Source organism: Paenibacillus sp. FSL F4-0100, from assembly GCF_037993005.1.
In the GTDB taxonomy this organism is placed as follows: domain Bacteria; phylum Bacillota; class Bacilli; order Paenibacillales; family Paenibacillaceae; genus Paenibacillus_AQ.
Map to the genome: position 1 here is coordinate 1,829,097 of NZ_CP150303.1, position 25,513 is coordinate 1,854,609.

Below are 25,513 nucleotides of genomic sequence, written 5' to 3' on the forward strand. Positions count from 1 at the left end.
TTCATCATGGGTGTTTTTTTGAACAAGGACTTACTCTTCAAGAAAGGATGGACAACCAGGATGAGCGAAATCTTGCATAAAATAGAAACCAAGACGGCAACGGTGGCCGTGATCGGTCTTGGTTACGTCGGACTATCTGTGGCAGTGGAGGCGGCAAGAGCCAATTACAGGGTGTACGGAATTGACATCGATAAGAATAAAACGGAACAGTTACAACGCGGAGAATCGTATGTTACGGATATAAAGGATGAAGATATCGATTCTTTGATCCATCAGCGCTTTTATGCCTTTCATGAGTTTTCAGTGCTGGCTGAGGCAGATATCATCGTTATTTGCTTGCCCACCCCGCTAAACATTAACAGGGACCCTGACGTTTCCATGATTCGGTCAGCGGTTGATTCCATCATCCGGTATGCTTCGAGAGATACGCTCATTATTTTGGAAAGCACCACCTATCCCGGAACGACCGAAGAATTAATTAAGAATGTGATTGAAGCCAATACGCAATGGGAAGTGGGAAAGGATGTTTTTGTATGTTATTCTCCGGAAAGAGTGGACCCTGGAAACCATAAATTCAATGTAAAAAACACACCTAAAATCTTAGGTGGAATCACAGAGGAATGTACCCATCTCGGCCTTCAATTTTATCGTTCTTTTTTGGATAACGTGATTCCGGTAAGCTCAACGGCCGCGGCCGAAATGGTTAAGTTGCTCGAGAACACGTTTCGAAGTGTTAACATTGCGCTTGTGAACGAGCTGACGCTCATGTGTGATCGAATGGGGATTAACATCTGGGAAGTGATCGACGCTGCTTCGACCAAGCCGTTTGGTTACATCCCCTTTTTCCCAGGGCCGGGGATCGGCGGCCACTGCATCCCGATCGATCCGACCTATCTGTCATGGAGAGCTAAAAAGTTCGGCTTCTATAACAAATTTATTGAATTGACCAGCGATATCAACAGCAATATGCCCCGATATGTCATATCGCAGATTACCGACATACTCAATGACAATGAAAAGCCGCTAAAAAACTCAAATATTATATGCATTGGAATGGCTTATAAAAAGGATGTCAACGATATGCGGGAATCGCCTGCACTCGAAGTGTTCAGGCTTCTACAGCAGAAGGGGGCTGCTGTAACCTATTATGACCCGCTCATTCCATGGTTTATAGACAATGGCCACAGGATATCCTCCATAGAACTTTTGCCGGATCTGATTGCCTCCGCCGACCTGGTCGTTATTACTACCGATCATAGTACGATCGATTACCAGTTTATTGCTGAGCATGCCGCTTTGCTGTATGACACGAAAAATGTGACTCGGTCGATTAAAGGAAACATCGTATTGCTCGGCGGACATAAGCGATTGGAGAAAAGTTTATCCCCGGTTGTGTCGATCAAAGATAACGGGGAAGGGAGGGAAGGGATTGATTGATGTTGTCATTTGTGTGCATAACGGTTTGAATGCGGTAAAACAATGTTTGAACTCCATTCAAAATAATACGACACAAAAAATTAATGTAATTATCATAGATGATGGAAGCGATCAAACCACAAAGCGATATCTGGAACAGTACACACGACAATTTCACTATACATTAATTCGACACGATAAACCGCAAGGCTATACGGCTTCTGCGAATCAAGGATTAAAACAGTCAACATCGCGATACTGCGTCCTCCTCAACAGCGATACGATCGTAACCGGTCAGTGGTTGGAAAGGCTGACGGAAACCATGGAATCCGATCGCAGGATCGGGATCGTCGGTCCGCTGTCTAATGCAGCCAGCTGGCAATCCATTCCCCATCTGGATAGGAGCCGGAATGGATTGGAGCCCAACTTAACGATCGAACAAATGGCCGAGCTTGTCTATCAATCCTCCGATAAGAATTTTCCGAGAGTCATGTTTTTGAACGGCTTCTGTTTAATGATCAAGAAGGAAGTCATAGACAAAATCGGGTATTTCGATGAAAAGAACTTTCCGATAGGTTACGGGGAAGAAGATGATTATTGTCTTCGTGCCCGCGCTGCTAACTTTAAATTAAAGGTTGCCACGCATTGTTATATCTATCATCAAAAATCGGCAAGTTTTGGATCTAATAGAAGGAAGAAATTGGCTGAAAATGGTAAATATGCCCTTTATCGAAAACATGGCGAGGCAAGGGTTAAGCAATCGATACAAAAAATGGTCGAACATCGATTGCTCAAAGAAACAAGGGCAAAATTAAAATGGCTATTAGCGTGCAGACGACAAATCATAACACGAAATCAACGAAAAACCGTAATATACACAGCGATAACCGGTAATTACGATAAGCTACAGGATCCCTTGTATTTGAGCAAGCATTGTGATTACTATTGTTTCACCGATAATCCGAAATTAAAGTCCGGAACCTGGAAAATGATTAAGTTAGATAAAATATTCCCTGATACGGCGCGTCAAGCTAGATGGGTAAAAGTTATGCCACATTTATTATTCCCGACCTACAAACACAGTGTTTGGGTTGACGGGAATATCCGAATTGTCGGAGATATCGATCGGTTTATTGAAAAATATAGCGCCTCACCGCTCGTGTTCTACAAACATTCACATCGGAATTGTATTTATAAAGAAGCTGAAGCTTGTATTGCCTTGGGGAAGGATAACAAAGAAGTCATATTAAAACAAGTAGCCTTGTATAAGAATGCGGGATATCCGAGGGATAACGGACTAATTGAGTCCGGCGTGATCCTAAGACGCCATAATGATCCAATCGTTACGGGGGCAATGACCACATGGTGGAGACAAATCATAAGTTATAGTAAAAGAGACCAAATCAGCTTTAATTACGTTGCCTGGAAGAATAACGTTCCATTTACCGCGATCAATGGCAATATCCGTAATAATGAATTTTTTAATTGGAGCAAGCATCACAATAAGCCGGTTATGAAAAGATTGAAACGCTAATATGTATCTTTGGGGCTGTTATCGTACAACGGCCCCTTCGTCATGTCTTTAAGCATGGCGGTGGTTAGTGTGGTGGAAGGAAAAATGTTTTATTTAACGCCACCCAAATGCCTGCTTACGATATCATCCTTCTTCAGTTCGTCTAATACAATCTCCTGTACCCGGAAACTCTTCAGGGGGAGTTTCATTTGCCTGATCGATCCGCCGAGGTAGTAGTAGAGGCTGTAAGGAAAAATCGCGTCTATATAGTAGAGTTCTTCAAAGGACTTCCCTTCAGGAAATCTCGCAAAATACTCTTTATTATATGAAGACAACACAATCCTCGGTAATAAATAACGGATATCCTTGATGGGAGAGTCAATTCTTGAATGCTCCAGGTCAATAATCCATATATCTCCTGATGTTGTTTTTATTGCGTTTAAATGGGTTAGATCCCCATGCACGACCCATCTTCTTTTGCTCACGGCTTTGAGATGGTCAGCGAGGAGGGGCGCTCTCCGGGAAGAAACTCTTATACATTTCTCAGCTAATTGTATACATGGTTGAATATGCTTCAAGGAGTACTGGTCTTTCCATTTCAACAATTCTTTTAATTTGAATTGATATTCAGATATCCACCTGTTTATTCCGACCTTCAAGTCGTCCGGATTTTGTTTGGGTGTGAGTGAACTTGGAAACCTGGCGTGTTGATGAAAATCTCCGATTACCCTTACGCGGTCAATTATCGATGCAGGACCGCCGGAGATATATCTAGACAAATAATAACGATGCTCACCTTGTTTCGTACATAGTTTCCGTTGATTCGTGGCGATTACCTCAGGAACCTTTAACCCCTGTTGGGATAGCGCGTATTGTAGAGTGATTGAAGGGGTGAACGTTTTACTTGATCTATAGTCCGACTTAAGGATATAGGTTTCGTTGTTATTGATTACCTTCCACACCGCTTTATCCGGCTCGTTCTGAATCCATTCGATTTTCGGCTTCTTGATATCATAATACTGGTTAAGAACCAACATTGCATCTTGAATTGTAGGCATGCCATCACCTCTCCATCGAGATCATAGGACAAGATCATCATCTAATCTATTACAGGTTCTATGGTATGTCGATCAGGCCTTGAAAAAGAGACCTCCAATTTTCCGCATTCTGTTTGACCGTAAAGTTCTTGGCCACGGCCTTTGCGGCCTTTTGTGAAATTTTTTTCCGAAGTTTGGGATTTTCGATCATTTCTCGAATCCCGACGTACCAACCTTGCTCTGTTTGAGGAACAAAATAACCCGTTTTTTTGTGGAATACCCAATCACGGTATATGGGGGATAATGAATAAATGCCGGGAATGCGGCAGGATGCGTAGTCGCGGAATTTCACATTACTTTTGCAGTGGTAGAACAGATCATCATCCATGGGTGCAAGACCGATATCCCAATTGGCCCGATACAGCCGCTGCATGAACTGGCTGTAATTTTCATTATGTTTACAATGCGAGACATTAGGATGACCCTTCAATTCTTCAGGACAGTACCCATAGAACTCCAGTCTGACAAAATCTCCGTATTCCTTAAGTATACGCTTCAATGCGGGAATAACGGGTCGGAAAGAACTCTCTTTTTTTGCACCTTCGTATCCGATCACGAGTCGATCTTCCTTTTTCGGACCTCTGGACAATTTTGTAAATGAAAGATCGATACTCCCTGGAAAATAGATCACTTTAGGAGTGAATTGCTTCTTAATCACTTCGCGAAAGACGGGTGATTCTACTTTGACCATGTGTACATTTCTTAGAAAGTAAGTATAGGTTTTTTTATAAGCGGGTTTTGCGTATATCTGGCCAAGACGAGTGGTTTGAGGGATCGCGAGAAAATGGTCGTCAATGACGTATACGGTCTTCTTTCCCTCACGGTGTGCCCATTCTAAACATTGGAGCGCTGCTGGCTCAATGCTTCTTAGAAACAAAATAATATCGTATGAAGAAATGATAGATCGGGTTACCTGTTTATGAGGAAGGATCTTAAAACTGCAGTATCCTTGTCCTTCCAGATAACGGAGAGGTGGGAGAAGAATGATTTGGTACGATGCGGTTCCCTCTGAGCCGACCACAAGAATTCTTCTCATTTAGTGACCCCCAATCAACAATGATTACTGGATGCCCTTGCGGGTAATTCAGTTGAAAAATAGTGCTTGCCCTCACGAGGAGAGCAAGCGTAAAAGTCATACATGAAACATGGAATTTAGAACAAGTTATTATCGGTACCTGTAATGGAGATTTGAGTCGGCGTGTTACCGGTGAACCGATTTCCGAATGCGGTGTTTTCATTGCCTGAAATGACGAGTCCAAAATTCTTGTTGAATTCCATCTCGTTGAATTCCACACTGCTGAACGTCGCGCCAATGGCGATACCGGTTTGAGTGTTTTCATCGGAATCGTTGGCTCCAAGATATCCGTTATCCCCACCTGTTGTGATCGAAATGCCGTTCCCCGTATTTTTTTCCACAATATTGCGGAGCAGTACGTTGTTTGCTGCAGTAACGGTGATTCCGCCTGTCGCGTTAAGCGTGACTGTGTTGCCGAATATCAGATTGTTCGCTCCAGTGCTCGAGATGCCGATTGTGCCGTTTTCAGATACAGTATTACCTACAGCCGCATTATTGGCACCGGCCAACAGAATACCCAGATTTGTATTGCTGAAGGATACATTCTGTGCGATCCAGCTGCTGGAGCTTGCTACGTCGATTCCAGCAGCGCCACCTGCGTCTTGAACACTATTTCTCCAGGCTACATGTCCGGTGCCGGTAGCTAAATTAATGCCAATACCAAGCGTGTTGTTAATGGTGTTGCCAATAATGCGGTGATTCGAACCAGTGGTAACATCAATCGCATTGGCCGTGTAGTTTTGAATGGTAAATCCGTTAATTTCAACCCCCGCAGCAGCCGTGACAATGAACGCACTTGGTACAGCGTTTAATCCCTGGCGTACCGCGGTACCTTCATTCTTAGCAATAACTTTTACGTTGGAAGTCGCTACAGTCACAGCCGGCTCCGAATACGTTCCAGCATGGACCAATACGACATCACCAGCGACAGCTGAAGCTACCGCAGTTGCAATTGGCGTCCCTGTAGGTGAAGGGAAGACTGAAATAATGGCCATCACTTCTACCTCCTTATATATAGAATTGATTAAGATTTTGTATTCTTAATCTAGTAACAGTTAATGCAATGGAAGAAAGTTATGTTAAGGCAGATGAATGAGATAAAATGCACATTTTTGAGAGGTTGAAAGGACAGATAGGTTAAAGCCTAGGTTCCTGCTGGCAAGACGTTATTTCATTTGATGATGTGCTTCTCTCGGTGAACCTGGCCGCGAATTTCCCCATCCGGATTTTGGATCGTGTGAACAGGCGGTACCTCGTTTCTTCCTAATAATAAAGCCTGGAATGTTCTGATAGGTCTTCACTTTCTTTCTTTTTAATGCTCTAGTTTATTCAATGTAGATAGAGTTGGTATGTTTATTGGTCTATAGCTCAACCCAATTTATTTCGCCTCAGGTACGAATGCCGTTACAGTAAAAAAACCTATACATAAAATGAGGGGGAAGTCTTCTTAATCCAAACTTGGCAGGTGAGAAACATGAAGAAACGAAGTCCTTCGAGTCCCGTTAACAGAACAAAGAGGAGAAGATCCCTATCCTCGATCAAAAATGCGGAGCTTCCGAAGGTATCCGTCATCATTCCTGCTATGAACGAATCGAAGACCATTGCGGCAGTCATTCGGCAAGCCTATCAAGTGCACCCCGACACGGAGGTTATCGTTGTTGCCAATGGTTCAACGGACGGTACAGCCGAAATTGCTCAAAGCATCGGAGCGAGGGTGATTCACATGCCCTTTCCGCTCGGTCATGATGTGGGACGAAGTATCGGCGCTGCAGCGGCTAGAGGAGACATCTTGCTGTTTACCGATGCAGACATTGTTATTCAAGCAAGTGATTTGACGCCTTTGACGAAAGCTGTGGAAGAAGGTGTGGATGTAGCTTTGAACAAGTATTTGGGTCCAACCGACAAGCATCACGTTCACAGCGTGATCCTCGCCAAGCATACGTTAAACATTTTGGTTTCCAATCCCGAATTGAAAGGAGCTTCTTTAACAACGATTCCACATGCAATGAGCCGTAAAGCCATAAATCTGATTGGCATCGACAATTTGGCTGTCCCCCCGAAAGCTCAAGCAATGGCCATTTATAATGGTTTGAAGGTACGAGGGGTCCATTACGTGGATGTGGGAAGAAGAAACCCCAGAAGGGGTAGAACCAGAGGAAATGATCCCCTTGAAACCTTGATCGTTGGGGATCATTTGGAGGCGATAGATTGGTTAATCTCTAAATCCGGCATGCGGGGAAATCGGTCGGATCTCACACGAAAAAGAGAAAGCGTGTGGTGATGGGATGGTGCGAAGAAAGCAGAGACGAGTTATGATGCCAGCCTCATATTCTTTTAGAAGAGCAATGAAGCCAATAAGTAAAAGAAAAAGTGCCAAGAACAAACGCAGCCGCCATAAATTAGGGGCTCGGATGTTCAAGAATCGTCTGAGTTCAAACGGAGTTATCGACTATTGGAAAGAGAAAGCATACACTGTCGGTTATCAACAAGCAGTCCATGAAGATATTGAGCGTAAAGATACTGACCCCCATATCAAATTGAATGAGAGTTGGAACCGCTGGTACCATTCAGTTAGGCCGCTACCATGGGAGATTTACCATGCGGCGGCGTCTAAATTTGTGGAAGGACACCGTAAGCATTCTGGAATCTATCTAGGAAATGCAGTACTCCTGCCAACTGACAAAAGAGTAGCGGCAATTGTCTTGGTGATGAACGAGAAAGATACGATTTTACAATTGCTGGAACAGCTTCATCGGCTGCCGCTACATGAGATCATTTTTGTGGTGAACGGATCAACCGATGAAAGCTTTGAAATGATCCGTAACCAATCGAAAGCGATTATTGTGCACTATAAACAAGCTTTGGGACACGATGTTGGCAGAGCGGTTGGGGCGAAGTTGGCCGATTCTGATATTCTGCTGTTCCTTGATGGAGATGTTCCGATATTAGCCGAGCATCTAGTACCGTTCATCGATGCCATTGAACAGGGTAGCGATATTGCCTTAAATGATATTTCTCCATTGATCGGGATGTTTTCCAAAAGAGACTACGTAACCATAGTTAAGGAGTTTATTAACCGATCCATGGGCAGGGCGGACCTCGAAGCGAATTCGCTTACGGCGGTGCCTCACGCGATCAAGAAAGAAGCAGCGCAGATCATTGGGTACGCCAATTTATCCGTCCCACCGAAAGCGCAAGTCATCGCCCTTGAAAAGGGTTTTAAAATAAATGCACCGGCCAGTGTAGACGTTATTTCAAAAAATCGACTCCGGGCTCGAAATGTCGGACTACAGAATGCCGTTTCCGATTTGATCATTGGAGACCACATCGAAGCTCTAAAAACAGCATTCGATTTAAAGGGATCACGGCTATCTTTTTCGGATCAGATTAGACAAAGGCAGCTAACCAAGGTTTAGAAGGTGGAAGCTATGCAAAAAACAAGTATCATTATTCCAACTTTCAATGGAAAGGATCTGCTAAAGGATTGTATTTATTCCATTAAACTTCATACGAAAGAGCCCTATGAGATCATTGTTGTTGATAATGGTTCCTCCGACGGTACCGTTGATATTTGCCGTCAGGAGGGGATTACCTTCATTTCATTGGCAAGTAACGTTGGCTTTCCGGCAGCATGCAACAAGGGATTAAAAATCGCAACCGGCGATACGATACTTCTGCTGAATAATGATGTCATTGTCACCCGCAACTGGTTACAGAATATGTTGAATTGTTTGAACAGCGAAACGAATATCGGTATCGTCGGACCACTTACCAACTATGCGAGCGGCAAGCAACAGATCGATATGCCTTATACCAGTTTGGAAGAGATGTCGAGCCAGCTGAATGAGCCGGATGCGAAAAAGTGGCTACAGGTGGAACGAATCGTCGGAATGTGCTTCCTGTTTAAACGGGAGTTAATGGACCGCATCGGACTGCTGGACGAACGTTATTCCCCGGGTCATTTTGAGGACGATGATTATTGTCACCGGGCCAGGAATGCGGGATATACGTTCAGGATAGCTGGGGATGTCTTTGTTTTTCATCATGGGAGTGCCAGCTTTGCCAAGCAGGACATGAGTAAAGTGAAGCATCTTGTTGATATAAACAGACAGAAGTTTATTGATAAATGGGGCGTCGATCCAACGATCTATGTATAATTATATAGTTTGCGAAAGGAAGGGTTATATGAAAGGCGTCATTCTGGCAGGAGGTACGGGCACCCGTCTTTATCCATTGACCAAAGTCATAAATAAACATCTGCTGCCTGTCGGGAAAGTACCGATGATATGTCACGGAATAGAGAAATTCAAAAAAGCGGGTATTGAAGATATTCTCATTGTGATCGGCAAGCAATCTGCGGGTTTATATATAGACCTGATCGGCAGTGGAAAAGAGTGGGGAGTAAATGCCACATTTAAAGTCCAGGAAGAAGCCGGGGGTATCGCCCAAGCTTTATACCTGGCTGAACCGTTCGTAACACCAGGCGAAAAATTCGTTGTCCTTCTTGGGGATAATCTGTTTGAAGATCATCTAACCACTTATGTTCGAGATTTTGAAAAACAAACCGATGGAGCGCGTGTACTTCTAAAGAAGGTTCATGATCCGAAGCGATACGGGGTTCCCGTCTTGGAGAAAGACAACATCGTAATGATTGAAGAAAAACCGGAGGAACCCCAATCTGATTATTGTGTAACCGGTATTTATATGTATGATTCGACTGTGTTTGAAACGATCCGAGCCATTAAACCATCGGCACGAGGTGAATTGGAAATAACAGACGTTAACAATGTGTACGCGTCGAAGGGGAAACTTGCCTATGACATTTTAGAGGGGTGGTGGACGGATGCAGGAACCTTCCAGTCCTTATACCAAGCCAGTGGCCGATTGTAGAGAACTCAATATTTGGAATGAATAAGTCCGGAGGCATGACTGCATGAGAATAATGAATGATCATTTGTTGCTTCAGGGAGAGGAACAATCGGCTCACATGGAAGGATACAGAAACGGTTTTACAGAGGGGCGGAGAGAGGGGTACCGGATTGGTTTTTCCGATGCAGTTATACGATCTTTACCCAAGGAAGAGGAGCCGATCCGGGATCTCCGAATTCTCTATGTCACCACAGGCATTGGCGTTCCGTATCCTGCGCTTGATCAAGCGGTGACTGAAGCTTTAAAGGTACTGGTTCGAAGTCTTTCGGTTGCAAATCCTTCAGATGATATCGTTCTTTTGGCTAAGAAATTTCAGCCGGATCTAGTACTAGCGTTAAACGGAGTTGTTTTGGAAGCTGATACGCTCAAGGAGCTGCGGGATAGCGGATTTAAAACGGCCATTTGGTTTACTGACGACCCGTACTATACGGACTGGACAGTATCGATCGCTCCCCGTTACGATTACATTTTTACGCTTGAATCAAACTGCGTATCTTTTTATCGAGATTTAGGTTGTGAACACGTCTATCATTTGCCTTTTGCAGTCAATCCTAATGTATTTTACCCGAAGCATGTACCCACCTCATATCAAACCGATATCTGTTTTATTGGAACAGCGTATTGGAACAGAGTGGAGTTAATGGATCATCTCGCCCCGATTCTGAAAAATAAAAAAGTGGTTATCTCTGGATGGTGGTGGGACCGGATGCAGCATTACGCCCAGCTGTCTGACAAGATCAAACTCGGAGATTGGATGACGCCAGAGGATACGGCCACCTATTATAATGGTGCCAAAATTGTGATCAACCAGCACCGTTCATCCGATGATGATACGATCAATGCCAACAGTAGAAAAGTACAGGCGCTTTCCGTTAATCCCCGCACATTTGAAATATCCGGCTGTGGCACACTTCAGTTATCGGATATCCGCCATGATATGAGCCAGTTATATTCCCCAGGATCGGAGATAGAGACCTATGGTTCTTATGGTGAATTGATGGATAAAATCGACTATTATTTGCGTCATGAGGAAGAGAGACAGCGAATTGCGTTGAACGGCTTGATGAGAACAAGAAAGGATCATACCTATCATAAACGTTTAGGTTTGATGCTTCGTACTATTTTCCCCTAGTTGTCTGGTCAAAATGGATTGTTATACCCGTTTCCTAATGAATTCTAAAGAATATATTGTGCGTAAGACGGGGTGATCATCATACGGCAGCACTTGGAAAAAAAAAGAAAAAGGTTGGTAAAGAGGCGACCTAAGCGGAAGTTAACTCTTCAAAGAACAAGATCCCATGCACCAAACGAGTGTACCCAGAAATTGTTGGAGCAAGCTGCAGCTTCTTTTAATGAAGGTTTTGATATCGGCTATGACGAGGCCATGATGAGGTCGCAGCAGCATTCCGTACCCGAAACGAAGGTCAAACCAAGCTCGGGAGAGGGGTACGCGAAGGGATTATATGATGGAGGAGAAGGTATTGTGGACTCGATTCTACCGGAGCTCGAGGTTCTCCCTGAAATTTCAGTTCGCCATATTATTGAAGAAGGTATGAAGCAACTGAGTTCTCAGTATTATCGTCTTATGAGCGCGGCGGAAGTTGCGGGAAGGATTAAAGAAGCTTTAGACTCAAGTTCCCCGTTGTCTGTTATCCGTTTAGGGGATGGAGAATTGCTTACGCTTGCGCAGGAAATGGTTTTGAACGAGGATGAGGTGCGGAAAGAAGGACATTTTTTAAGCTACGCCGGTGTTAGTTTACCCGATCTAATAGCAAGGGATCTGCTGGCAGCCTCTGTGAGAAATGCAGATATCGTTGGAATTCCCAAATTAAGATTGCCAAACTTCCAACCTCTGTGCTTTTCCGTGTTTAGAGCTCACGGCATTGATTATCGAAAGTTACAGCTAACCTTATCGACAGTCAACTATGCATTACATTTGGAAGGTTTGTTGCCTGGGATCCTTGCAGGACGTCGAGTTCTCGTTGTGGGCAATTCTGCTCCTGGTCTTTCACGGGTGTTGTCAGATCGCGGAATCAAGGTGACCGGCACGGTTGCTCCCGTGGAAGGAATGCACGATATTCCAAGAACAATGAATGAAATTCGAGGTCATCCATTCGACATCGCTCTTGTGGGTGCCGGCATTCCGGCTGTTATCATTACAGAGCGCATAGCCTCAGAGCTCGGGAAAGTCGCCATTGATTTCGGGCATTTGGCTGATTCATTAACCAATGGAGAGTCAACCTTATGAATCAGATGAGCAATCATAAAAGAAATGGTTACAACGACGGATTTAACAAAGGATTCAATTCCGGCTACAAGGATGGATATTCCCGTGGGCGGCATGTGGGAATAACCCAATTCACAAATGTCTTCCAAGGTACAAGTATCATTGTGCCGACCTATAATCAGCTTGACTATTTAAAAGAATGCATTGAAAGTATCCTCCACTATACTGATGTGCCGTATGAACTCATTATTATTGATAATGCATCTGATGACGGCACAGCAGAATTTCTCAAATCTTCCCAAGGACTCCGCTTTCAAATCAATGAAGAAAATTTAGGCTTTGCAGGTGCTGTCAATCAGGGACTTATGATGGCAAAAGGAACAACGTTGATGATCTTAAATAATGACTCCGTTGTAACGACCAACTGGCTCTCGAATTTGCTCAACTGTTTGCAAAGCGACTCACGGTTCGGAATTGTCGGACCGGTGACAAATTATATCAGCGGAGATCAACTGATCCATGTGAGTTACCAAGATATAGCGGAGATGCAGCAATTCTCCAAATCATACAATCAATCCAATGCGAACAGCTGGATCGTGACAGAACGATTGACGGGTTTTTGCATGTTGATTCGGCGAGATGACTTTAACCGGTTGGGTTTTTTTGACGAAGGTTTTGAGATTGGAAACTGTGAAGACGACGATTATGGGCTGCGTGCCCGGCTTCTTGGCATGCAGCTAGTTATAGCAAAGGATACGTTTATTCATCATTACGGCAGCGTCAGTATGAAGACGTTAAATTCCAAATTCGAACAAGTGTATGCAAATAATCTTACGTTCTACTCCAGTAAATGGGGAGATCCCCATGAAATGTTGTCCTTGAAGTGGCAGCAAAACATGAACAGCGGTATGAAGCTGCGTACCATTGATTTGTATCCGACATGTATCTTCGTGAGAGGCGCCAATTCGAAAACGTATTGGATAGAGAATGGGGTCAGGTATCCGATTCATGGTACCAGCGGAATTCAGCCAGTCCGAGTTTCACAGGTTGATCTTCGTTGCTGGGCGCTTGGGGATGGTATTTCTGCGGAGGACGCCATTGGGCGTATGAAGATGGTATATTTCTCATCGGATTCATGGGAACAGGAAGGGAGGCTTATCAAGCTTAGGAATGGCAGTGTTTATCAGTACAAGGGGAAGAGACTGCACCGATTCATGAATCGGCTCGCAGTTGCCGCTTGGCACCTTGATTCTTACGAGCCATTGCTAGTGAACGAGCAAGAGGTTCAGAAATATGAGGAGGAAGTTCCGATCATTTCTCCACCGGTAATTAAGGCAGATAACATTTAATAAAGAGCAGAGGGTGAGATGGATGAAAGCACGGAGAAAAAATGGCGGTGTATCGCTGCGATTGAAAAGAAAAGGTATCCGTGGAAGAGGTTTAAGAGGTAAGGGGATAAATAGAGCTTCTGGAGGAAAGAGAAGGAGGGGGCCGGGAAGCATAGCTCCGGTTCAAAATGCAGTCGACTATAACCAATCCTATGATGCGGGATTTGATAAAGCGTATAACGAAGGGTTTAACGTTGGTTATGCGGAGGGTATGGAGGCCGGTCATCAAGAAGCTTATAAAGGAGAAGGATAAGATGGCTTTAAGAAAAAAAACAAGGCCTCGAAAGCGAGTTGGAAAAGGAAAACGCCAACCTGTTCGTCTTAACGCATATCAAATAGGGAGTATTGATGGTTTTCAGCGAGGAAAAGAGGAAGGTTTTGCACAAGGGCGTGCGGAAGCCCAGAAAAGGTCTCATAACGCTGTTGCCGTTATCGAGTCGGAATTGCCAAAGATTAATGTTCTTGTAATCGCGGCAGGCATTATACCTTCGCTTGAAATCGGCGTTATTCAGCCCCTTAGTGCACTGAATAAACAAGAGAATCTGCAATTCGATGTGAAATTGGAAACCGATGTGACCCATGAAATGATTGCTGCCGCAAACACGATCGTATTTGTTCGTAATGTTGAGCCAGCCGCCTATGCATTATTGGAGTTGGCCCATCAGCTGAAAAAAAGGACGGTATATGTTATTGATGATAATTTCTTGGAGATTCAGCCGACGACTTCGGTAGGGGAATATTATAACGATCCGATCCGAAGAGAGACGTTTATTAAGTTTTTGAAAAATACGCAAATCATTAAAGTAGATGCACCTGATCTCGGCACCTACATTCATGAGCGGTACAACAGACATGTCATTTATTTCCCTGCCAGCATCGACTTTGAGTGGCTGGATCAGCACGACAGGAGAGATAAGAGTCAGGAGCAAGTTGTCATCGGTTATGCAGGAGGGGACAAAGAGGAAGATTTCGTTCCCGTCATTTCCGCTCTGAACAAAATTCTGGATTACTACGGGGGATTTGTGAGATTGGAATTTTTCGGCTACCTTCCGCCTTCACTGGCTGAACATCCAAGCGTTAAATATGAAGGTGGGGGGATGGAATACAAGGAATTTCTGAAGAAGCTAAATCAAAGCAACTGGAACATCGGAATTGCGCCTCTTGCCAACAATTCATTTAACAAGGGGAAAACGAATACAAAATTCCGTGAATACGGTGCCTGCGGAATTCCGGGTATATACTCGAAGTCTCCTGTTTATATGCATTGGGTCGAGCAGGGCGAAACAGGCTACCTGGTTGAGCATAACGAGGAGCATTGGTATGAGGGAATCAAGGCCATGATAGAAGATCCAGCGATGCGGCAGCGAATCAAGGAGAATGCGCAAAGTGCAGCTAGGCAGCATTTTGCACTTCAGACATGCATCGATAATTGGAAGAAATTTATATTCAAAACGTAAAATCGGGGGAGAGAGCGGGAAAATGGGGAAAAGAGGGGATATAAACGTTCTCATCATCGGATCGGATAAAATCGCTTCCTATAAAATCGGCATTGAGCAGCCGCTTCGCCATCTGCAGAAGATGGGAGTCTGCGAATTTGACGTCAGATCCGATAATGAGATGGACAGATCAAGGCTGGCTGAAGCGGATATCGTGCTCTTCTTCCGAACGGTTCAGCCTGAAGCATATAAGTTTCTGGAGATGGCCCGGGAGATGGGGAAAAAAACGGTGTACGTGATCGATGACCATTTTATCGCAATGTCCCCGGGATCGGATATGGGAAGATATTACCATGATTCTTCACGAAGAAAGACGTATGTTAAATTTCTGAAAAACGCTCAAATCGTAAAGGTAGCTTCCGGTTTTTTTGCCAAACATCTTGATACGCATTTCGGTCCCCAAAAAATTGTGTATTTTCCGGGAAGCGTTGATTTCGCTGCTATCTCCGGGTTGAAAAAGAACCGCAAGGAAGAAGGTAAAGTTGTAATCGGGTATGAAGGCGGAAAAAAACAAGCGGCTTTTGAACCGGTTACCAGTGCATTGATTAAAATCATTGGGAAATACGGGGATAAAATCAAAATGGAGTTCTGCGGGTATGTTCCTGATGAACTCAGAGAGAAGCCACAGGTCTTTACGGAAACCTATGATGAGAACTATAAAAACTTTCTAAAGCGTCTCTATCGGTCAAATTGGGATATCGGGCTAGCGCCGTTGGAACGAACGCTGCTGCATGACTGCAAAAGCAACAATAAATTTCGTGAATATTCCGCCTGTAGAATTCCGGGCATTTATACTTCCTCTCCAGCTTACGAAGAATGGGTAACCGGGAAGGAAAACGGTCTGATTGTTTCCAGTACTAGTGATGATTGGTATGAAGCTATGGTCCAACTGATAGAACAGCCAGAACTGCGCCAGAGCATTGCGGAACATGCCGAACAAGTAGCATGGGCAAATTTTTCAGTGGAAGCTTGCGCCGAACGATGGCGCTCACAAATTCTAATGTCGGAATAACGAGGATAACGAAAGGGGAGGTTCACTTGGACCATAAGCTGATACCTGTTCTTCAACCGAGTATAGGTCAAGAGGAAATTGACGCTGTGTCGGATGTTTTACGGTCCGGATGGCTTGGTCTTGGCCCTAGAACGGAACAGTTTGAGCAAGAATTTGCCAAGTATGTCGGCAGTCGTTTTGCGGTTGCTCTTAACTCCGGTACGGCTGCGCTCCATCTAGCCATGGACATTTTAGGGATTGGGCCCGGTGACGAGGTAATCGTTCCTTCCATCACGTTCATATCCACTGTCCATGCCGTTAGTTATGTGGGAGCAACGCCGGTTTTTGCGGATATTGAACCCGATACGATGAACATATCTCCGGCAGATATCGAACGGAAGATTACGGATAAAACAAAGGCAATTATCGTTGTTCACATGGGCGGGCATCCCTGCGACATGGATACGATCCATGAGTTGGCGAATTCCAGAGGCATCAAGGTAGTGGAAGATGCTGCGCATGCGTGCGGCGCGGAATATAAAGGCAAAAAGATTGGCTCCATCAGCGATATCACCTGCTTTAGTTTTCACGCAGTCAAAAATTTGACGAGTGGTGAAGGCGGGGCGATCACCTGCAATACAGAGTGGATGAATCGTAAGCTGCGTGAGAAGCGGTGGGTTGGTATCTCCCGGGATACGTGGATACGATCGTCGCATGAAAAGGTGTATGCATGGCAGTATTTCGTTGATGACGTAGGGTATAAATATCATATGAATGATATGCAGGCTGCCATCGGGCTCGTTCAGTTAAAAAAGCTGCACCAATTGAACGGAAGACGAAAGGAAATAGCGGCTCACTACCAATCCGAATTAAATGACTTGGAATGGCTGGAACTTCCTCAGGAACAAATGTATGCTCATAGCTCCTGGCATTTGTTCCAAGTTAAATTCAGCAAAGAAAACTCGAGAGATCGCATGATTGGCCACTTGCAGGAACACAATATCGCGACGGGTGTTCATTACTATCCATGTCACCTGCATCCTAGCTACCTGCATTTAAAAGCCATCGTGCCGCTATCCTCAGAGATCTGGAAAAGAATTCTAACTCTTCCCATTCATCCGAATATCACAGAAGAGGATATGGATCGGATCATAACCCGTATAAGGGAGTTTAAGCCATGAGAAAACTGTTGGTTCTAGGTGCAGGAATCTCTCAGCTTCCATTAATCGAAACTGCGAAAAGAATGGGGTTGTACGTCATTGTTGTGAGCCGCCAAGGAAACTATCCCGGGTTTGCCAAGGCTGACAAGTTTTATTATGAGGATACAACCGATATGGATAAGGTAGTTGAAATCGCCCGTCTTGAAGGAATTCATGGAATCTGTACAACGGGCACGGACGTGGCCGTCAAGTCGGTTGGCAAAGTCGTGGATGAATTGGGAGTTAGCGGATTGAGTTATGAGTCCGCTCAACTCTCCTCAAATAAATGGAAGATGAAACAGGCCTTTATGAAACATGGCGTAAGAACAGCCCGGTTTCTAAAAGTCACAACTTTAGAGGAAGCTTACAGCGCTTTCGAAGTATTGTCGCCGCCGCTTATCTTTAAGGCAGTGGACGGGGGAGCAAGCAAGGGCATTGTGAAGGTTGCAGATATCGCCCATGTGGAATACGCATTTGAAACCGTGCGCAAGGATACGAAACTGGATTTTTTCATCGTTGAAGAGTTTATTGAAGGAACCGAGTTCGGCGCACAGGCATTCGTCTACGAAAACCAAATTCAATTCATCATGCCGCACGGGGATTTCGTCTTTTATGGGGATACGGGTGTTCCCATCGGTCATTATGTCCCATATGAATTGCCCGAAGAAGTGCAGCAAGATCTGTTTTTCCAGTTGAAACAAAGTATCGAAGCGCTGGAATTAAATCATTGTGCAATCAATGCGGATTTTATTTTGAAAGACGGGCATGTGTATGTTCTTGAAATCGGAGGCAGAGCAGGAGCTACATGCTTACCCGAACTGGTGTCCACTTTCTATGGATTCGATTACTATGAGCAGATCATCAAGGCTGCTCTTCGTATGAATCCGTCATTTCCCTCTCATACTTCACAGCCTTGTGCGTGTGAACTACTGATCTCCGATAAAGATGGGGATATTACTGGACTTGAGAACGGAAATGATCAGCATGAGAATATTATTCAAATATCATTTGATTATCATATAGGCGAGAAGGTAAATAAATTCAGGGTTGGCACAGACCGAATCGGCCAGATCATCGTGAAAGGGGACCGTTTGGAAGAAGTGCTAAGCCTGCTGGAAGAAGTTAAAGAGAAGATAAGAATCGAGTTAGGATAGATCTCATATATATCATATCGAAATCTCGATCTGCAGCAGCGATCGGGATTTTTGCATGGGGGAGCGCATTGCCTATATCCTAATTTGGGATTAGACATATAAATAATTGAGAGAGCGGAAACCGACGTTTTCGGTAAAGCTCTTTCTAATCCATGTACCGGAGGCAGCAGATGAAAATCACGGATACAAAGCTCCAAGGCGTGAAACGGATTGAATCGGCCGTTCACCAAGACCATCGGGGATTTTTTATGGAAAGTTTCAATGATCGAGTTCTTAAAGGATGCGGCATTAACGACCATTTTATTCAGGATAATCACTCGATGTCACGTGAGGCGGGTGTTATTAGAGGACTGCATTACCAACTGTCTCCCGAGGGACAGACGAAATTGATCCGCGTTGTAAGCGGGGCGATCTATGATGTGGTCGTTGATATTCGTTCGGGCTCTCCTACCTATGGACAATGGCAAGGTTTTATCTTATCCGCAGCCAATTACCTTCAACTTCTCGTTCCCAAAGGATTTGCCCATGGTTTTTGTACCCTTGTTCACGAGACGGAGGTCATATACAAGGTCGATGCCTACTATTCGCCAGAGCATGATCGAGGTATAGCCTGGAACGATCCGGATCTTAATATCGATTGGCCCGTGAACAAACCTGTTCTCTCAGACAAAGATTCAAAGCATCCTCGATTGGCTATGGCAGAAAATAACTATATATACGAGGGGTGAGGTGGCATGAAGATCGTTGTTACAGGCGGTGCGGGATTTATAGGCAGTAACTTTATACGATATATGCTGTCTCAACATCCGCATGACGAATTTATTAATGTGGATAAACTAACGTATGCCGGCAATTCAGGAAATCTGAGCGAAGTGCGGACGAATCCTAAATATCGTTTTGTGAAAGCGGATATCAGAGACCGGGCAGCTTTAGAACCCCTCTTTAAGGAGGGGGTTGATGCGGTAGTTAATCTTGCAGCTGAATCTCATGTCGACCGCAGCATTTTGCAGCCTGAATTGTTTGTCTTGACGAATGTGGCAGGAACTCAGACGCTCCTCGATCTGTCGAGGCAATATGGAGTCGGCAAGTTTGTCCAGGTCTCTACAGACGAGGTCTATGGAACGCTGGGAGCCACCGGCCTATTTACCGAAGAATCACCGCTTCAACCCAACAGTCCTTATTCTGCAAGCAAAGCAGGCGCCGATTTGCTTGTTCGAGCTTATTATGAGACGTTTGGATTACCGATCAATATCACGCGCTGTTCAAATAATTACGGCCCATATCAGTATCCTGAAAAGCTAATACCGCTTATCATTTACAATGCTTTGCATAACAAGCCCCTTCCGGTGTATGGGGACGGTTTGAACGTACGCGATTGGCTGTACGTAGAAGATCATTGCCGGGCAATCGATCTGGTTTTGCGCCGCGGCGTTGAAGGAGAAATATATAATATTGGAGGACACAATGAAAGGAATAATTTGCAGGTCATCCGTACGATCCTGACTGAACTGAACAAACCTGAATCATTGATTCAGCACATTGAAGATCGCCTAGGACATGATCGTCGTTATGCGATTAATGCTGATAAGATAAGGAAGGAGCTTGGTTGGACTCCCCAATATAATTATGAAAGCGGCATTCGTGCGACGATCCGATGGTATCAGGACAACATAGCTTGGCTTGAACAAGTGCGAACACCGCTTGAAGAGGGTGATTAACAGGGCTTGCCCTGATTTCGTTTAACTGAATAAACCAGGACATTATAATGGAATGAAACACCGATGCTGAATGCTTTAATCGGCGTTTTTGGTGCATAAAAGGTCTAGTCAGCATTTATCTTCCATGTTAAAACCTTTCAGCATACCGGCTCTGCTGCAAGGTCATCCTATACGATGTTAACACACTCACTATAGAGATGGAGGATGAATCATGATTAAGTCCAAAGCCCTCAACCTGACCGTCTCCACAGCATTGCTGCTTAGTATGGCTGCGGTAGCAGGGTGCGGTAACACTACTGACGGCAAAACGACGCGTACCCAAAGTGTGGACGGTGGCCGTGTCGGTGTGAAATCCGTGCGGAATAATAACCTGCACGTGCGAAGCACGCAACAGCATGACCTGACGAACCTTAAGTACAGCAAAACGTTGTCCAAAAAGGTGTCTGATCTTGGCGTTGGTACAGCACATGTATTTGTGACCAACCACAACGCCTACGTTTCACTGTCCAAGGATGGCGCGCACACCAACAACATTGACGGTCATGTGACGGGTATGAGCACTCCAAACCGTTATACAGACGGCCGGACGACGACAGGCATGAACAGAACAAATGTTAGGAACCGTACGTTCGGAACTTCAAGCACGGGCAGCGTTGGCCTTCTGAACAACATGGCTAGGGGTACAGAACGTGTCGTGGGAAAAACCACACGTGCTGTAGAAAACACAACAGGCCTTGGTCGCACTGCTGATAACCGCGGCTTCGGTGTAAACGGAACGACCACCCATGGCGGATTTGGCGGCAGCAATTATAATACGTTAAACGGAACACGCACGAATGGACTTATGGGTACTAACGGCACACGCACTGATGGAATTATGGGAACACGCACTGACGGACTTACGGGTACTGACGGTATACGAACCAACAGCCTTACCGGAACTAGGGGAACGACTAATAACACTTATATGGGAACAGGCATCAATGGCGTTCCTTATGGAACTTACAACAATAACAACATGGGTATGATGAGCACTCGTGAAGAGGTTCCTCAGCATGTTCGACATGAAATTACGAGCAAGATTCGCAAAACCGCTCCACATATCAGTCAAGTATATGTTTCCACAGATGAAGGATTTTATCAGCATGCCCGTCGTTTTGGAACGGATGGTCATGCAGCGAACACGGTTGGAACGCTTTCGCGCGATTTCGGCACATGGATTAACCGCGTGTTCCCGCTTCATGTTGGCGGTCGTGACGGCATGAACGATACCCGCGGCAACCTGATGAAGAATGATACGGATGACGGTTGGTTTGGCGGTAATCGGAACAGCCGGTAAAACCTCTATACCAAAAGGAGCTGCTCTTTAGGAATGAAATTATCCCTAAAAAGGCAGCTCCTTTGCTTTGTTTGCTATAGGCAATCATCAATCAGATTAATGTTTGCGTTGTCCTTGAATCCAAACGCCTTGAAGCTCTAGATCACTTGAAAGGATTAGCACGTCGGCAAGCTTGCCGGCTTCAAGCGAGCCTGTAAGATCAGCGATGCCGATTTTTGTGGCGGGATTCAGACTTCCGACGCGGGAAGCCTGTTCAATGCTCAATCCAACCTCTCGGACCAACAGTTGAAAGCCTTTGATCATCGTCAGCGTACTGCCAGCCAGACTGTCCCTGTTGCTCTTGAGCGTGGCGATGCCGTTCTCCACAACGACCGGCAGGTCACCCAGCGTATATTCGCCGTCAGCCATACCGGTAGCGGACATCGCATCGGTAATCAGAATTAGATTTCCGTCCTGCTTCATACGGGCTAGAATCCGAATGGCAGCGGGGTGAACATGGATACCATCAGCAATGATCTCGCAGCTTAAGCGATCATCACTCAGCATTGCGCCCACCACGCCAGGCTTGCGGTGATGCAATCCTGTCATTGCATTAAACGTATGCACGCCATGGCTAAGACCTGCTTCCACGGCGGCTTCGACTTCCTCATAGGTGGCATCCGTATGCCCCAGAGCGGCTACGATCCCGTGGTTGTTCAGCCAAGAGATGGCCTCTAGCGCTCCCTCACGCTCCGGTGCCAGCGTCACCTGGCGAACCAGGTCAGGGTAAGTGGATACCCACTCTTCCAGCCAATCGATATTAGCATGGACGATATGCTCCGGATTTTGTGCGCCAGGCCATTTTGGACTGATAAAAGGGCCTTCCAGATGTACGCCTACCAGTCTTGTGTAAGGCATATCTTGGCTCTGGTAGTCGTTAACTTCCTGCAATACATGGTCGATGGCTGCCTTAGGGGCCGTCATCGTGGTAGCAAGCATGGCCGTAGTGCCCTGAGAGCTGTGGAACGACGTGATTTTATCCAGGACATCCTTGGTGGCATCCATGAAATCTTCACCGTTACCCCCGTGTACGTGGATATCAATAAAACCGGGAATAATGTAGCCATCCGGTTGATTGATCACTTCCGCTGCTGCCTGCTTCAGATCAGCAGGGAGCCCGGAAGTATCACCGGCGTATGAAATGCTCTCTCCTTGAATGGCCAGCACGCCGTCTTTGCAGATGCCGTTTGGCGTCAGGACTTGACCATACAGCAGTTGGACAGATTCTTTTCGTTCGCCACTCATACCAGCAGTCTCCCTGCGCCTTGATCCAGAAGGACAACCACGTTCGGATGACATTGAAGCAGCGATGCCGGACACTCTGTGGTAATCGGTCCTTTCAATGCGCGGTGAACAATTTCCGCTTTATCCTCACCGCGGACGAGAAGAAGGATTTGACGGGCTTTCAGGATCGTAGCAACACCCATCGTAATCGCATGGGTTGGCACATCATCCAGGGTAGGGAAGAACCTTGCGTTGGCGTTACGTGTTTTCTCCTGCAGCTCAACCACATGCGTACCGCCGCTTAAGGATTCGCCAGGTTCGTTGAAACCGATATGTCCGTTATGTCCAAGGCCTAGAAGCTGGAGATCAACCGGGCCGAATTCTTCCAGCATTTTATCGTAATTCAAGCATTCTTCTTCCGGATTGGTGGCATTGCCGTTTGGTACATGGGTCCGTTCGATCTGGATGTCCACATGATTAAAGAACTTCTCATTCATGAAGGTGCGGTAGCTCTCGGGATGATTCTCGGGAAGGCCTACATATTCATCCAAATTATATGTTGTGGTTTGGGCGAAGCTGACCAGGCCTTGACGATTCATTTCAATCAGCTTGTTATAGAGCCCGACCGGCGTGCTTCCTGTAGCCAGTCCCAGTGTGGCGCGCGGATTGGTGTGGAGCAGGCTGGAGATCTGGTTAGCGGCTGTTTGTACAAATTGTTCTTCATCGCTGAATGTGTAAATATTCATTAGTTATTGTCCTCCTCGGCTTTTGCGATAGTTTTGAACATTAAGATATGATTGCTCCAGACGGGGAACATACGTAGAGAAGTCCCGACTGGCCATACCCATGAACAGGATGTCAATAATGTGAAGCTGGGCGATACGCGAAGCCATGTCTCCCCGGCGCATTCCTTCCTCTAATGAAGATGAATACAGTGTGATGTCTGCCAGAGCGGAGATGGCACTGCTTCGGTACGACGTGATGCTGACCGTGAAGGCGCCGGCGTCTTTGGCACAATTCAACGCATCGATGGTCTCCGGCGTTTCGCCAGAGTATGAAACAGCCACGGCAACATCGCTTGAAGTCAGTGTGGAGGCTGATGTGATCTGCATATGCGAATCTGCAAAAGCCGTGCAGTTTTTGCCGATCCGGATCAGCTTTTGGTAGAAGTCCTGTGCCACAATGGAAGAGGTAGCCACTCCGTACAGATCAATGCGCTTCGCGCGGCATAGGGCATCCACGGCACGCTCCAGCTGACCCAAATCGAGCAGCTCTGTTGTATCCCGGATCGAAGTCAGATGATTGGATTCAATCGCCTCGACGATGCCGGCAAGCGGGTTGCCAGCAACGATATCCTGGTAGCGCGTATTTCCCGTGCGCGAAGCCATCTCGGCATGAGCGATCTCGGCGGCAAGCTTGAGCTTAAAATCAGGATACCCCTTACACTGAAAGTTCTTACAAAAACGGGTTACAGTGGCAGCGCTGACCTCACACTGCTCTGCAAGATCTTTAATGCCCATATGCACAATCTCGGATGGAGCTGTCAAAATAAACTCTGCGAGTCGTCGTTCCTGACGGGGCAGACTTTCCTTTTCGACAGAAATAATATGCAAGATTGGTGTCATCAAAAGCCTCCTTCAAGGTTCCCGGTGAGCTTATTGCCTGGGCATAACGAATGGGATTTTCATTTTGAAAATAATTTTTAAAAATATGAAAAAATAAAGAAAATAATTTTTACACCCTCATCATAGACCAACCTACGAGAGGAAGCAAGGACAAAAATCGCCAATACGGGCCAATCGCCCAAATTGTTGGCCTCTTTCGCACCTTCCCCCCTGATCTGACATAAGATGAGTTGACTGTATCCCTTACCCTTGTTAGACCACACATACCCGGGCAAGGAGGGGTGACACCATTGAAGGGGACCGACCATAACAGCAAGTTCTTGTTAACCCACCGTGAACGCGAAGTATTTGAATTGCTAGTACAGGATAAAACGACTCGCGATATCGCCGGGCAGTTGTTTATTAGCGAAAAGACGGTGCGTAACCACATCTCCAATGTGATGCAGAAGTTAAACGTCAAGGGCCGTTCGCAAGCTGTCGTTGAGTTGATAAAACTCGGTGAGTTGAAGATCTGACACCATGCCGGTTGCATGAACGAAAGCACAGCGAAAGCCTTCCTTCCCGTAGCAACGGGAGTGAGAAGGCTTTTTTGTGTTTTCATTCCGGGAAAATATATTCTGTGATTGGAAATGGTAGGAACCGCCATGACAAATAGAGATATGTTAAAATGTTCGCAGTTGGTATTAGATGTAGCATTCGTCGTTTATACGTGATCATGGGGTGCGAATCTGCTAATCGTTTGGTAGCTATTTTGTACAAATAGCCTGTACATGTCGGAGGTGAAATAAACATGGGATGGATGATCGGGATGATGGCCGGAGTGGTTCTTGTTCTTCTTGTATTTGTAGGGTTCAGACGCAAGAAAAGCAGCGGAAGTGAGCGTAATGTCATTCATTTGAAAACAAAAACGCGAACCCGCAGCGGACAGGATGGACAAGCGTGCAGTAAATGCCGCCGCAAGCGCCAATTAATCTTTTACGCGGATGACTCCGGCGCTGTAAGAGGGCTGTGCACCGATTGCAAAAGAGAGCTTGAACGGCATCAGGAATTATATCCCCTATAGTGAATAACAGTTCCCAATCG

General features: G+C 45.6%; 25 protein-coding genes. 19 read left to right on the forward strand and 6 right to left on the reverse strand.

Features of this window, described 5'->3' with window-relative positions:
- The first annotated feature begins 60 nt into the window (after nt 1–60).
- Together MHH48_RS07935 and MHH48_RS07940 are read left to right on the forward strand one after the other, a co-directional pair.
- The gene (locus MHH48_RS07935) at nt 61–1,437 is read left to right on the forward strand and encodes a nucleotide sugar dehydrogenase (RefSeq protein WP_076323180.1); all 1,377 of its coding nucleotides are present in this window, start codon (nt 61–63) and stop codon (nt 1,435–1,437) included.
- Entirely contained in the window at nt 1,430–2,950 is a 1,521-nt protein-coding gene (locus MHH48_RS07940) for a glycosyltransferase (RefSeq protein WP_076323053.1), read from the forward strand. Before MHH48_RS07935 ends, MHH48_RS07940 begins: the two co-directional genes overlap by 8 nt.
- 89 nt (nt 2,951–3,039) lie before the next feature.
- Here MHH48_RS07940 and MHH48_RS07945 read toward each other — a convergent pair whose 3' ends face one another.
- From MHH48_RS07945 to MHH48_RS07955, 3 genes are all read right to left on the reverse strand, one after another.
- A complete protein-coding gene (locus tag MHH48_RS07945) occupies nt 3,040–3,987 on the reverse strand; it encodes a phosphotransferase (RefSeq protein WP_076323054.1) in 948 nt (315 codons plus the stop codon).
- Between the two features lie 58 nt (nt 3,988–4,045).
- Nucleotides 4,046–5,062, reverse strand: coding sequence for a glycosyltransferase (locus MHH48_RS07950; RefSeq protein WP_076323055.1), 1,017 nt, complete (start codon nt 5,060–5,062; stop codon nt 4,046–4,048).
- 116 nt (nt 5,063–5,178) lie between these two features.
- A complete protein-coding gene (locus MHH48_RS07955; RefSeq protein ID WP_076323056.1) occupies nt 5,179–6,096 on the reverse strand; it encodes a right-handed parallel beta-helix repeat-containing protein in 918 nt (305 codons plus the stop codon).
- Nucleotides 6,097–6,575: 479 nt separating this feature from the next.
- Between MHH48_RS07955 and MHH48_RS07960 the strand changes: the two genes are divergently transcribed.
- From MHH48_RS07960 to MHH48_RS08030, 15 genes are all read left to right on the forward strand, one after another.
- Complete coding sequence (locus MHH48_RS07960; protein ID WP_076323057.1) at nt 6,576–7,382, forward strand: glycosyltransferase; 807 nt, start codon at nt 6,576–6,578, stop codon at nt 7,380–7,382.
- 31 nt (nt 7,383–7,413) lie between these two features.
- Nucleotides 7,414–8,517, forward strand: a complete 1,104-nt coding sequence (locus MHH48_RS07965; protein WP_256720558.1) for a glycosyltransferase family A protein — start codon at nt 7,414–7,416, stop codon at nt 8,515–8,517.
- Between the two features lie 12 nt (nt 8,518–8,529).
- A complete protein-coding gene (locus tag MHH48_RS07970; RefSeq protein WP_076323059.1) occupies nt 8,530–9,258 on the forward strand; it encodes a glycosyltransferase family 2 protein in 729 nt (242 codons plus the stop codon).
- Nucleotides 9,259–9,286: 28 nt separating this feature from the next.
- Entirely contained in the window at nt 9,287–9,991 is a 705-nt protein-coding gene (locus MHH48_RS07975; protein WP_076323060.1) for a sugar phosphate nucleotidyltransferase, read from the forward strand.
- Nucleotides 9,992–10,034: 43 nt separating this feature from the next.
- Entirely contained in the window at nt 10,035–11,162 is a 1,128-nt protein-coding gene (locus MHH48_RS07980; RefSeq protein ID WP_083659677.1) for a DUF3880 domain-containing protein, read from the forward strand.
- A 192-nt stretch (nt 11,163–11,354) separates the two neighbouring features.
- Nucleotides 11,355–12,278 carry a GT-D fold domain-containing glycosyltransferase gene (locus tag MHH48_RS07985; protein WP_083659678.1) on the forward strand — a complete coding sequence of 308 codons (924 nt, stop codon included), beginning with the start codon at nt 11,355–11,357 and terminating at the stop codon, nt 12,276–12,278.
- Entirely contained in the window at nt 12,275–13,606 is a 1,332-nt protein-coding gene (locus MHH48_RS07990) for a glycosyltransferase family 2 protein (RefSeq protein WP_076323062.1), read from the forward strand. Before MHH48_RS07985 ends, MHH48_RS07990 begins: the two co-directional genes overlap by 4 nt.
- A 61-nt stretch (nt 13,607–13,667) precedes the next feature.
- Complete coding sequence (locus MHH48_RS07995; protein WP_144023456.1) at nt 13,668–13,898, forward strand: hypothetical protein; 231 nt, start codon at nt 13,668–13,670, stop codon at nt 13,896–13,898.
- Nucleotide 13,899: 1 nt separating this feature from the next.
- The gene (locus tag MHH48_RS08000) at nt 13,900–15,102 is read left to right on the forward strand and encodes a glycosyltransferase (RefSeq protein ID WP_076323064.1); all 1,203 of its coding nucleotides are present in this window, start codon (nt 13,900–13,902) and stop codon (nt 15,100–15,102) included.
- Between the two features lie 22 nt (nt 15,103–15,124).
- Nucleotides 15,125–16,153 carry a glycosyltransferase gene (locus MHH48_RS08005; protein ID WP_076323065.1) on the forward strand — a complete coding sequence of 343 codons (1,029 nt, stop codon included), beginning with the start codon at nt 15,125–15,127 and terminating at the stop codon, nt 16,151–16,153.
- Nucleotides 16,154–16,179: 26 nt separating this feature from the next.
- On the forward strand, nt 16,180–17,313 hold the full coding sequence (locus MHH48_RS08010) for a DegT/DnrJ/EryC1/StrS aminotransferase family protein (protein WP_076323066.1): 1,134 nt from the start codon (nt 16,180–16,182) through the stop codon (nt 17,311–17,313).
- Nucleotides 17,310–18,485: an ATP-grasp domain-containing protein gene (locus MHH48_RS08015; protein ID WP_076323067.1), complete on the forward strand. Its 1,176-nt coding sequence runs from the start codon at nt 17,310–17,312 to the stop codon at nt 18,483–18,485. The genes MHH48_RS08010 and MHH48_RS08015 overlap by 4 nt, the downstream gene beginning before the upstream one ends.
- Nucleotides 18,486–18,655: 170 nt before the next feature.
- Nucleotides 18,656–19,213, forward strand: coding sequence for a dTDP-4-dehydrorhamnose 3,5-epimerase (rfbC, locus tag MHH48_RS08020; RefSeq protein ID WP_076323068.1), 558 nt, complete (start codon nt 18,656–18,658; stop codon nt 19,211–19,213).
- A gap of 6 nt (nt 19,214–19,219) precedes the next feature.
- Nucleotides 19,220–20,203, forward strand: a complete 984-nt coding sequence (rfbB, locus tag MHH48_RS08025; RefSeq protein ID WP_076323069.1) for a dTDP-glucose 4,6-dehydratase — start codon at nt 19,220–19,222, stop codon at nt 20,201–20,203.
- A 211-nt stretch (nt 20,204–20,414) separates the two neighbouring features.
- Entirely contained in the window at nt 20,415–21,542 is a 1,128-nt protein-coding gene (locus MHH48_RS08030) for a YhcN/YlaJ family sporulation lipoprotein (RefSeq protein ID WP_076323070.1), read from the forward strand.
- A 96-nt stretch (nt 21,543–21,638) separates the two neighbouring features.
- Here MHH48_RS08030 and nagA read toward each other — a convergent pair whose 3' ends face one another.
- Genes nagA through MHH48_RS08045 form a run of 3 tightly spaced genes read right to left on the reverse strand, consistent with a single transcriptional unit; the run spans nt 21,639 to nt 24,430 of the window.
- Nucleotides 21,639–22,826: an N-acetylglucosamine-6-phosphate deacetylase gene (nagA, locus tag MHH48_RS08035; protein WP_076323071.1), complete on the reverse strand. Its 1,188-nt coding sequence runs from the start codon at nt 22,824–22,826 to the stop codon at nt 21,639–21,641.
- Nucleotides 22,823–23,551 carry a glucosamine-6-phosphate deaminase gene (gene nagB, locus MHH48_RS08040; RefSeq protein WP_076323072.1) on the reverse strand — a complete coding sequence of 243 codons (729 nt, stop codon included), beginning with the start codon at nt 23,549–23,551 and terminating at the stop codon, nt 22,823–22,825. The genes nagA and nagB overlap by 4 nt, the downstream gene beginning before the upstream one ends.
- A gap of 3 nt (nt 23,552–23,554) precedes the next feature.
- Nucleotides 23,555–24,430: a MurR/RpiR family transcriptional regulator gene (locus MHH48_RS08045; protein ID WP_076323073.1), complete on the reverse strand. Its 876-nt coding sequence runs from the start codon at nt 24,428–24,430 to the stop codon at nt 23,555–23,557.
- Between the two features lie 290 nt (nt 24,431–24,720).
- Here MHH48_RS08045 and MHH48_RS08050 point away from each other — a divergent pair, with 290 nt between their 5' ends.
- Together MHH48_RS08050 and MHH48_RS08055 are read left to right on the forward strand one after the other, a co-directional pair.
- Nucleotides 24,721–24,945, forward strand: a complete 225-nt coding sequence (locus tag MHH48_RS08050) for a LuxR C-terminal-related transcriptional regulator (RefSeq protein WP_006208732.1) — start codon at nt 24,721–24,723, stop codon at nt 24,943–24,945.
- A 275-nt stretch (nt 24,946–25,220) separates the two neighbouring features.
- Complete coding sequence (locus tag MHH48_RS08055) at nt 25,221–25,493, forward strand: hypothetical protein (RefSeq protein WP_076323074.1); 273 nt, start codon at nt 25,221–25,223, stop codon at nt 25,491–25,493.
- Nucleotides 25,494–25,513 lie beyond the last annotated feature (20 nt).

What these genes read in the sequence shown, in the direction of transcription:
- MHH48_RS07970 (WP_076323059.1), top strand. Translation starts at nt 8,530, where the DNA reads ATGCAAAAAACAAGTATCATTATTCCAACTTTCAATGGAAAGGATCTG.
- MHH48_RS08005 (WP_076323065.1), top strand. Translation starts at nt 15,125, where the DNA reads ATGGGGAAAAGAGGGGATATAAACGTTCTCATCATCGGATCGGATAAA.
- MHH48_RS07980 (WP_083659677.1), top strand. Translation starts at nt 10,035, where the DNA reads ATGAGAATAATGAATGATCATTTGTTGCTTCAGGGAGAGGAACAATCG.
- MHH48_RS08030 (WP_076323070.1), top strand. Translation starts at nt 20,415, where the DNA reads ATGATTAAGTCCAAAGCCCTCAACCTGACCGTCTCCACAGCATTGCTG.
- MHH48_RS07950 (WP_076323055.1), bottom strand. Translation starts at nt 5,062, where the DNA reads ATGAGAAGAATTCTTGTGGTCGGCTCAGAGGGAACCGCATCGTACCAA.
- MHH48_RS07935 (WP_076323180.1), top strand. Translation starts at nt 61, where the DNA reads ATGAGCGAAATCTTGCATAAAATAGAAACCAAGACGGCAACGGTGGCC.
- MHH48_RS08015 (WP_076323067.1), top strand. Translation starts at nt 17,310, where the DNA reads ATGAGAAAACTGTTGGTTCTAGGTGCAGGAATCTCTCAGCTTCCATTA.
- rfbB (WP_076323069.1), top strand. Translation starts at nt 19,220, where the DNA reads ATGAAGATCGTTGTTACAGGCGGTGCGGGATTTATAGGCAGTAACTTT.
- MHH48_RS07965 (WP_256720558.1), top strand. Translation starts at nt 7,414, where the DNA reads ATGATGCCAGCCTCATATTCTTTTAGAAGAGCAATGAAGCCAATAAGT.
- nagA (WP_076323071.1), bottom strand. Translation starts at nt 22,826, where the DNA reads ATGAGTGGCGAACGAAAAGAATCTGTCCAACTGCTGTATGGTCAAGTC.
- MHH48_RS08055 (WP_076323074.1), top strand. Translation starts at nt 25,221, where the DNA reads ATGGGATGGATGATCGGGATGATGGCCGGAGTGGTTCTTGTTCTTCTT.
- MHH48_RS07975 (WP_076323060.1), top strand. Translation starts at nt 9,287, where the DNA reads ATGAAAGGCGTCATTCTGGCAGGAGGTACGGGCACCCGTCTTTATCCA.
- MHH48_RS07990 (WP_076323062.1), top strand. Translation starts at nt 12,275, where the DNA reads ATGAATCAGATGAGCAATCATAAAAGAAATGGTTACAACGACGGATTT.
- MHH48_RS07955 (WP_076323056.1), bottom strand. Translation starts at nt 6,096, where the DNA reads ATGGCCATTATTTCAGTCTTCCCTTCACCTACAGGGACGCCAATTGCA.
- MHH48_RS07945 (WP_076323054.1), bottom strand. Translation starts at nt 3,987, where the DNA reads ATGCCTACAATTCAAGATGCAATGTTGGTTCTTAACCAGTATTATGAT.
- nagB (WP_076323072.1), bottom strand. Translation starts at nt 23,551, where the DNA reads ATGAATATTTACACATTCAGCGATGAAGAACAATTTGTACAAACAGCC.
- rfbC (WP_076323068.1), top strand. Translation starts at nt 18,656, where the DNA reads ATGAAAATCACGGATACAAAGCTCCAAGGCGTGAAACGGATTGAATCG.
- MHH48_RS08000 (WP_076323064.1), top strand. Translation starts at nt 13,900, where the DNA reads ATGGCTTTAAGAAAAAAAACAAGGCCTCGAAAGCGAGTTGGAAAAGGA.
- MHH48_RS08045 (WP_076323073.1), bottom strand. Translation starts at nt 24,430, where the DNA reads ATGACACCAATCTTGCATATTATTTCTGTCGAAAAGGAAAGTCTGCCC.
- MHH48_RS07960 (WP_076323057.1), top strand. Translation starts at nt 6,576, where the DNA reads ATGAAGAAACGAAGTCCTTCGAGTCCCGTTAACAGAACAAAGAGGAGA.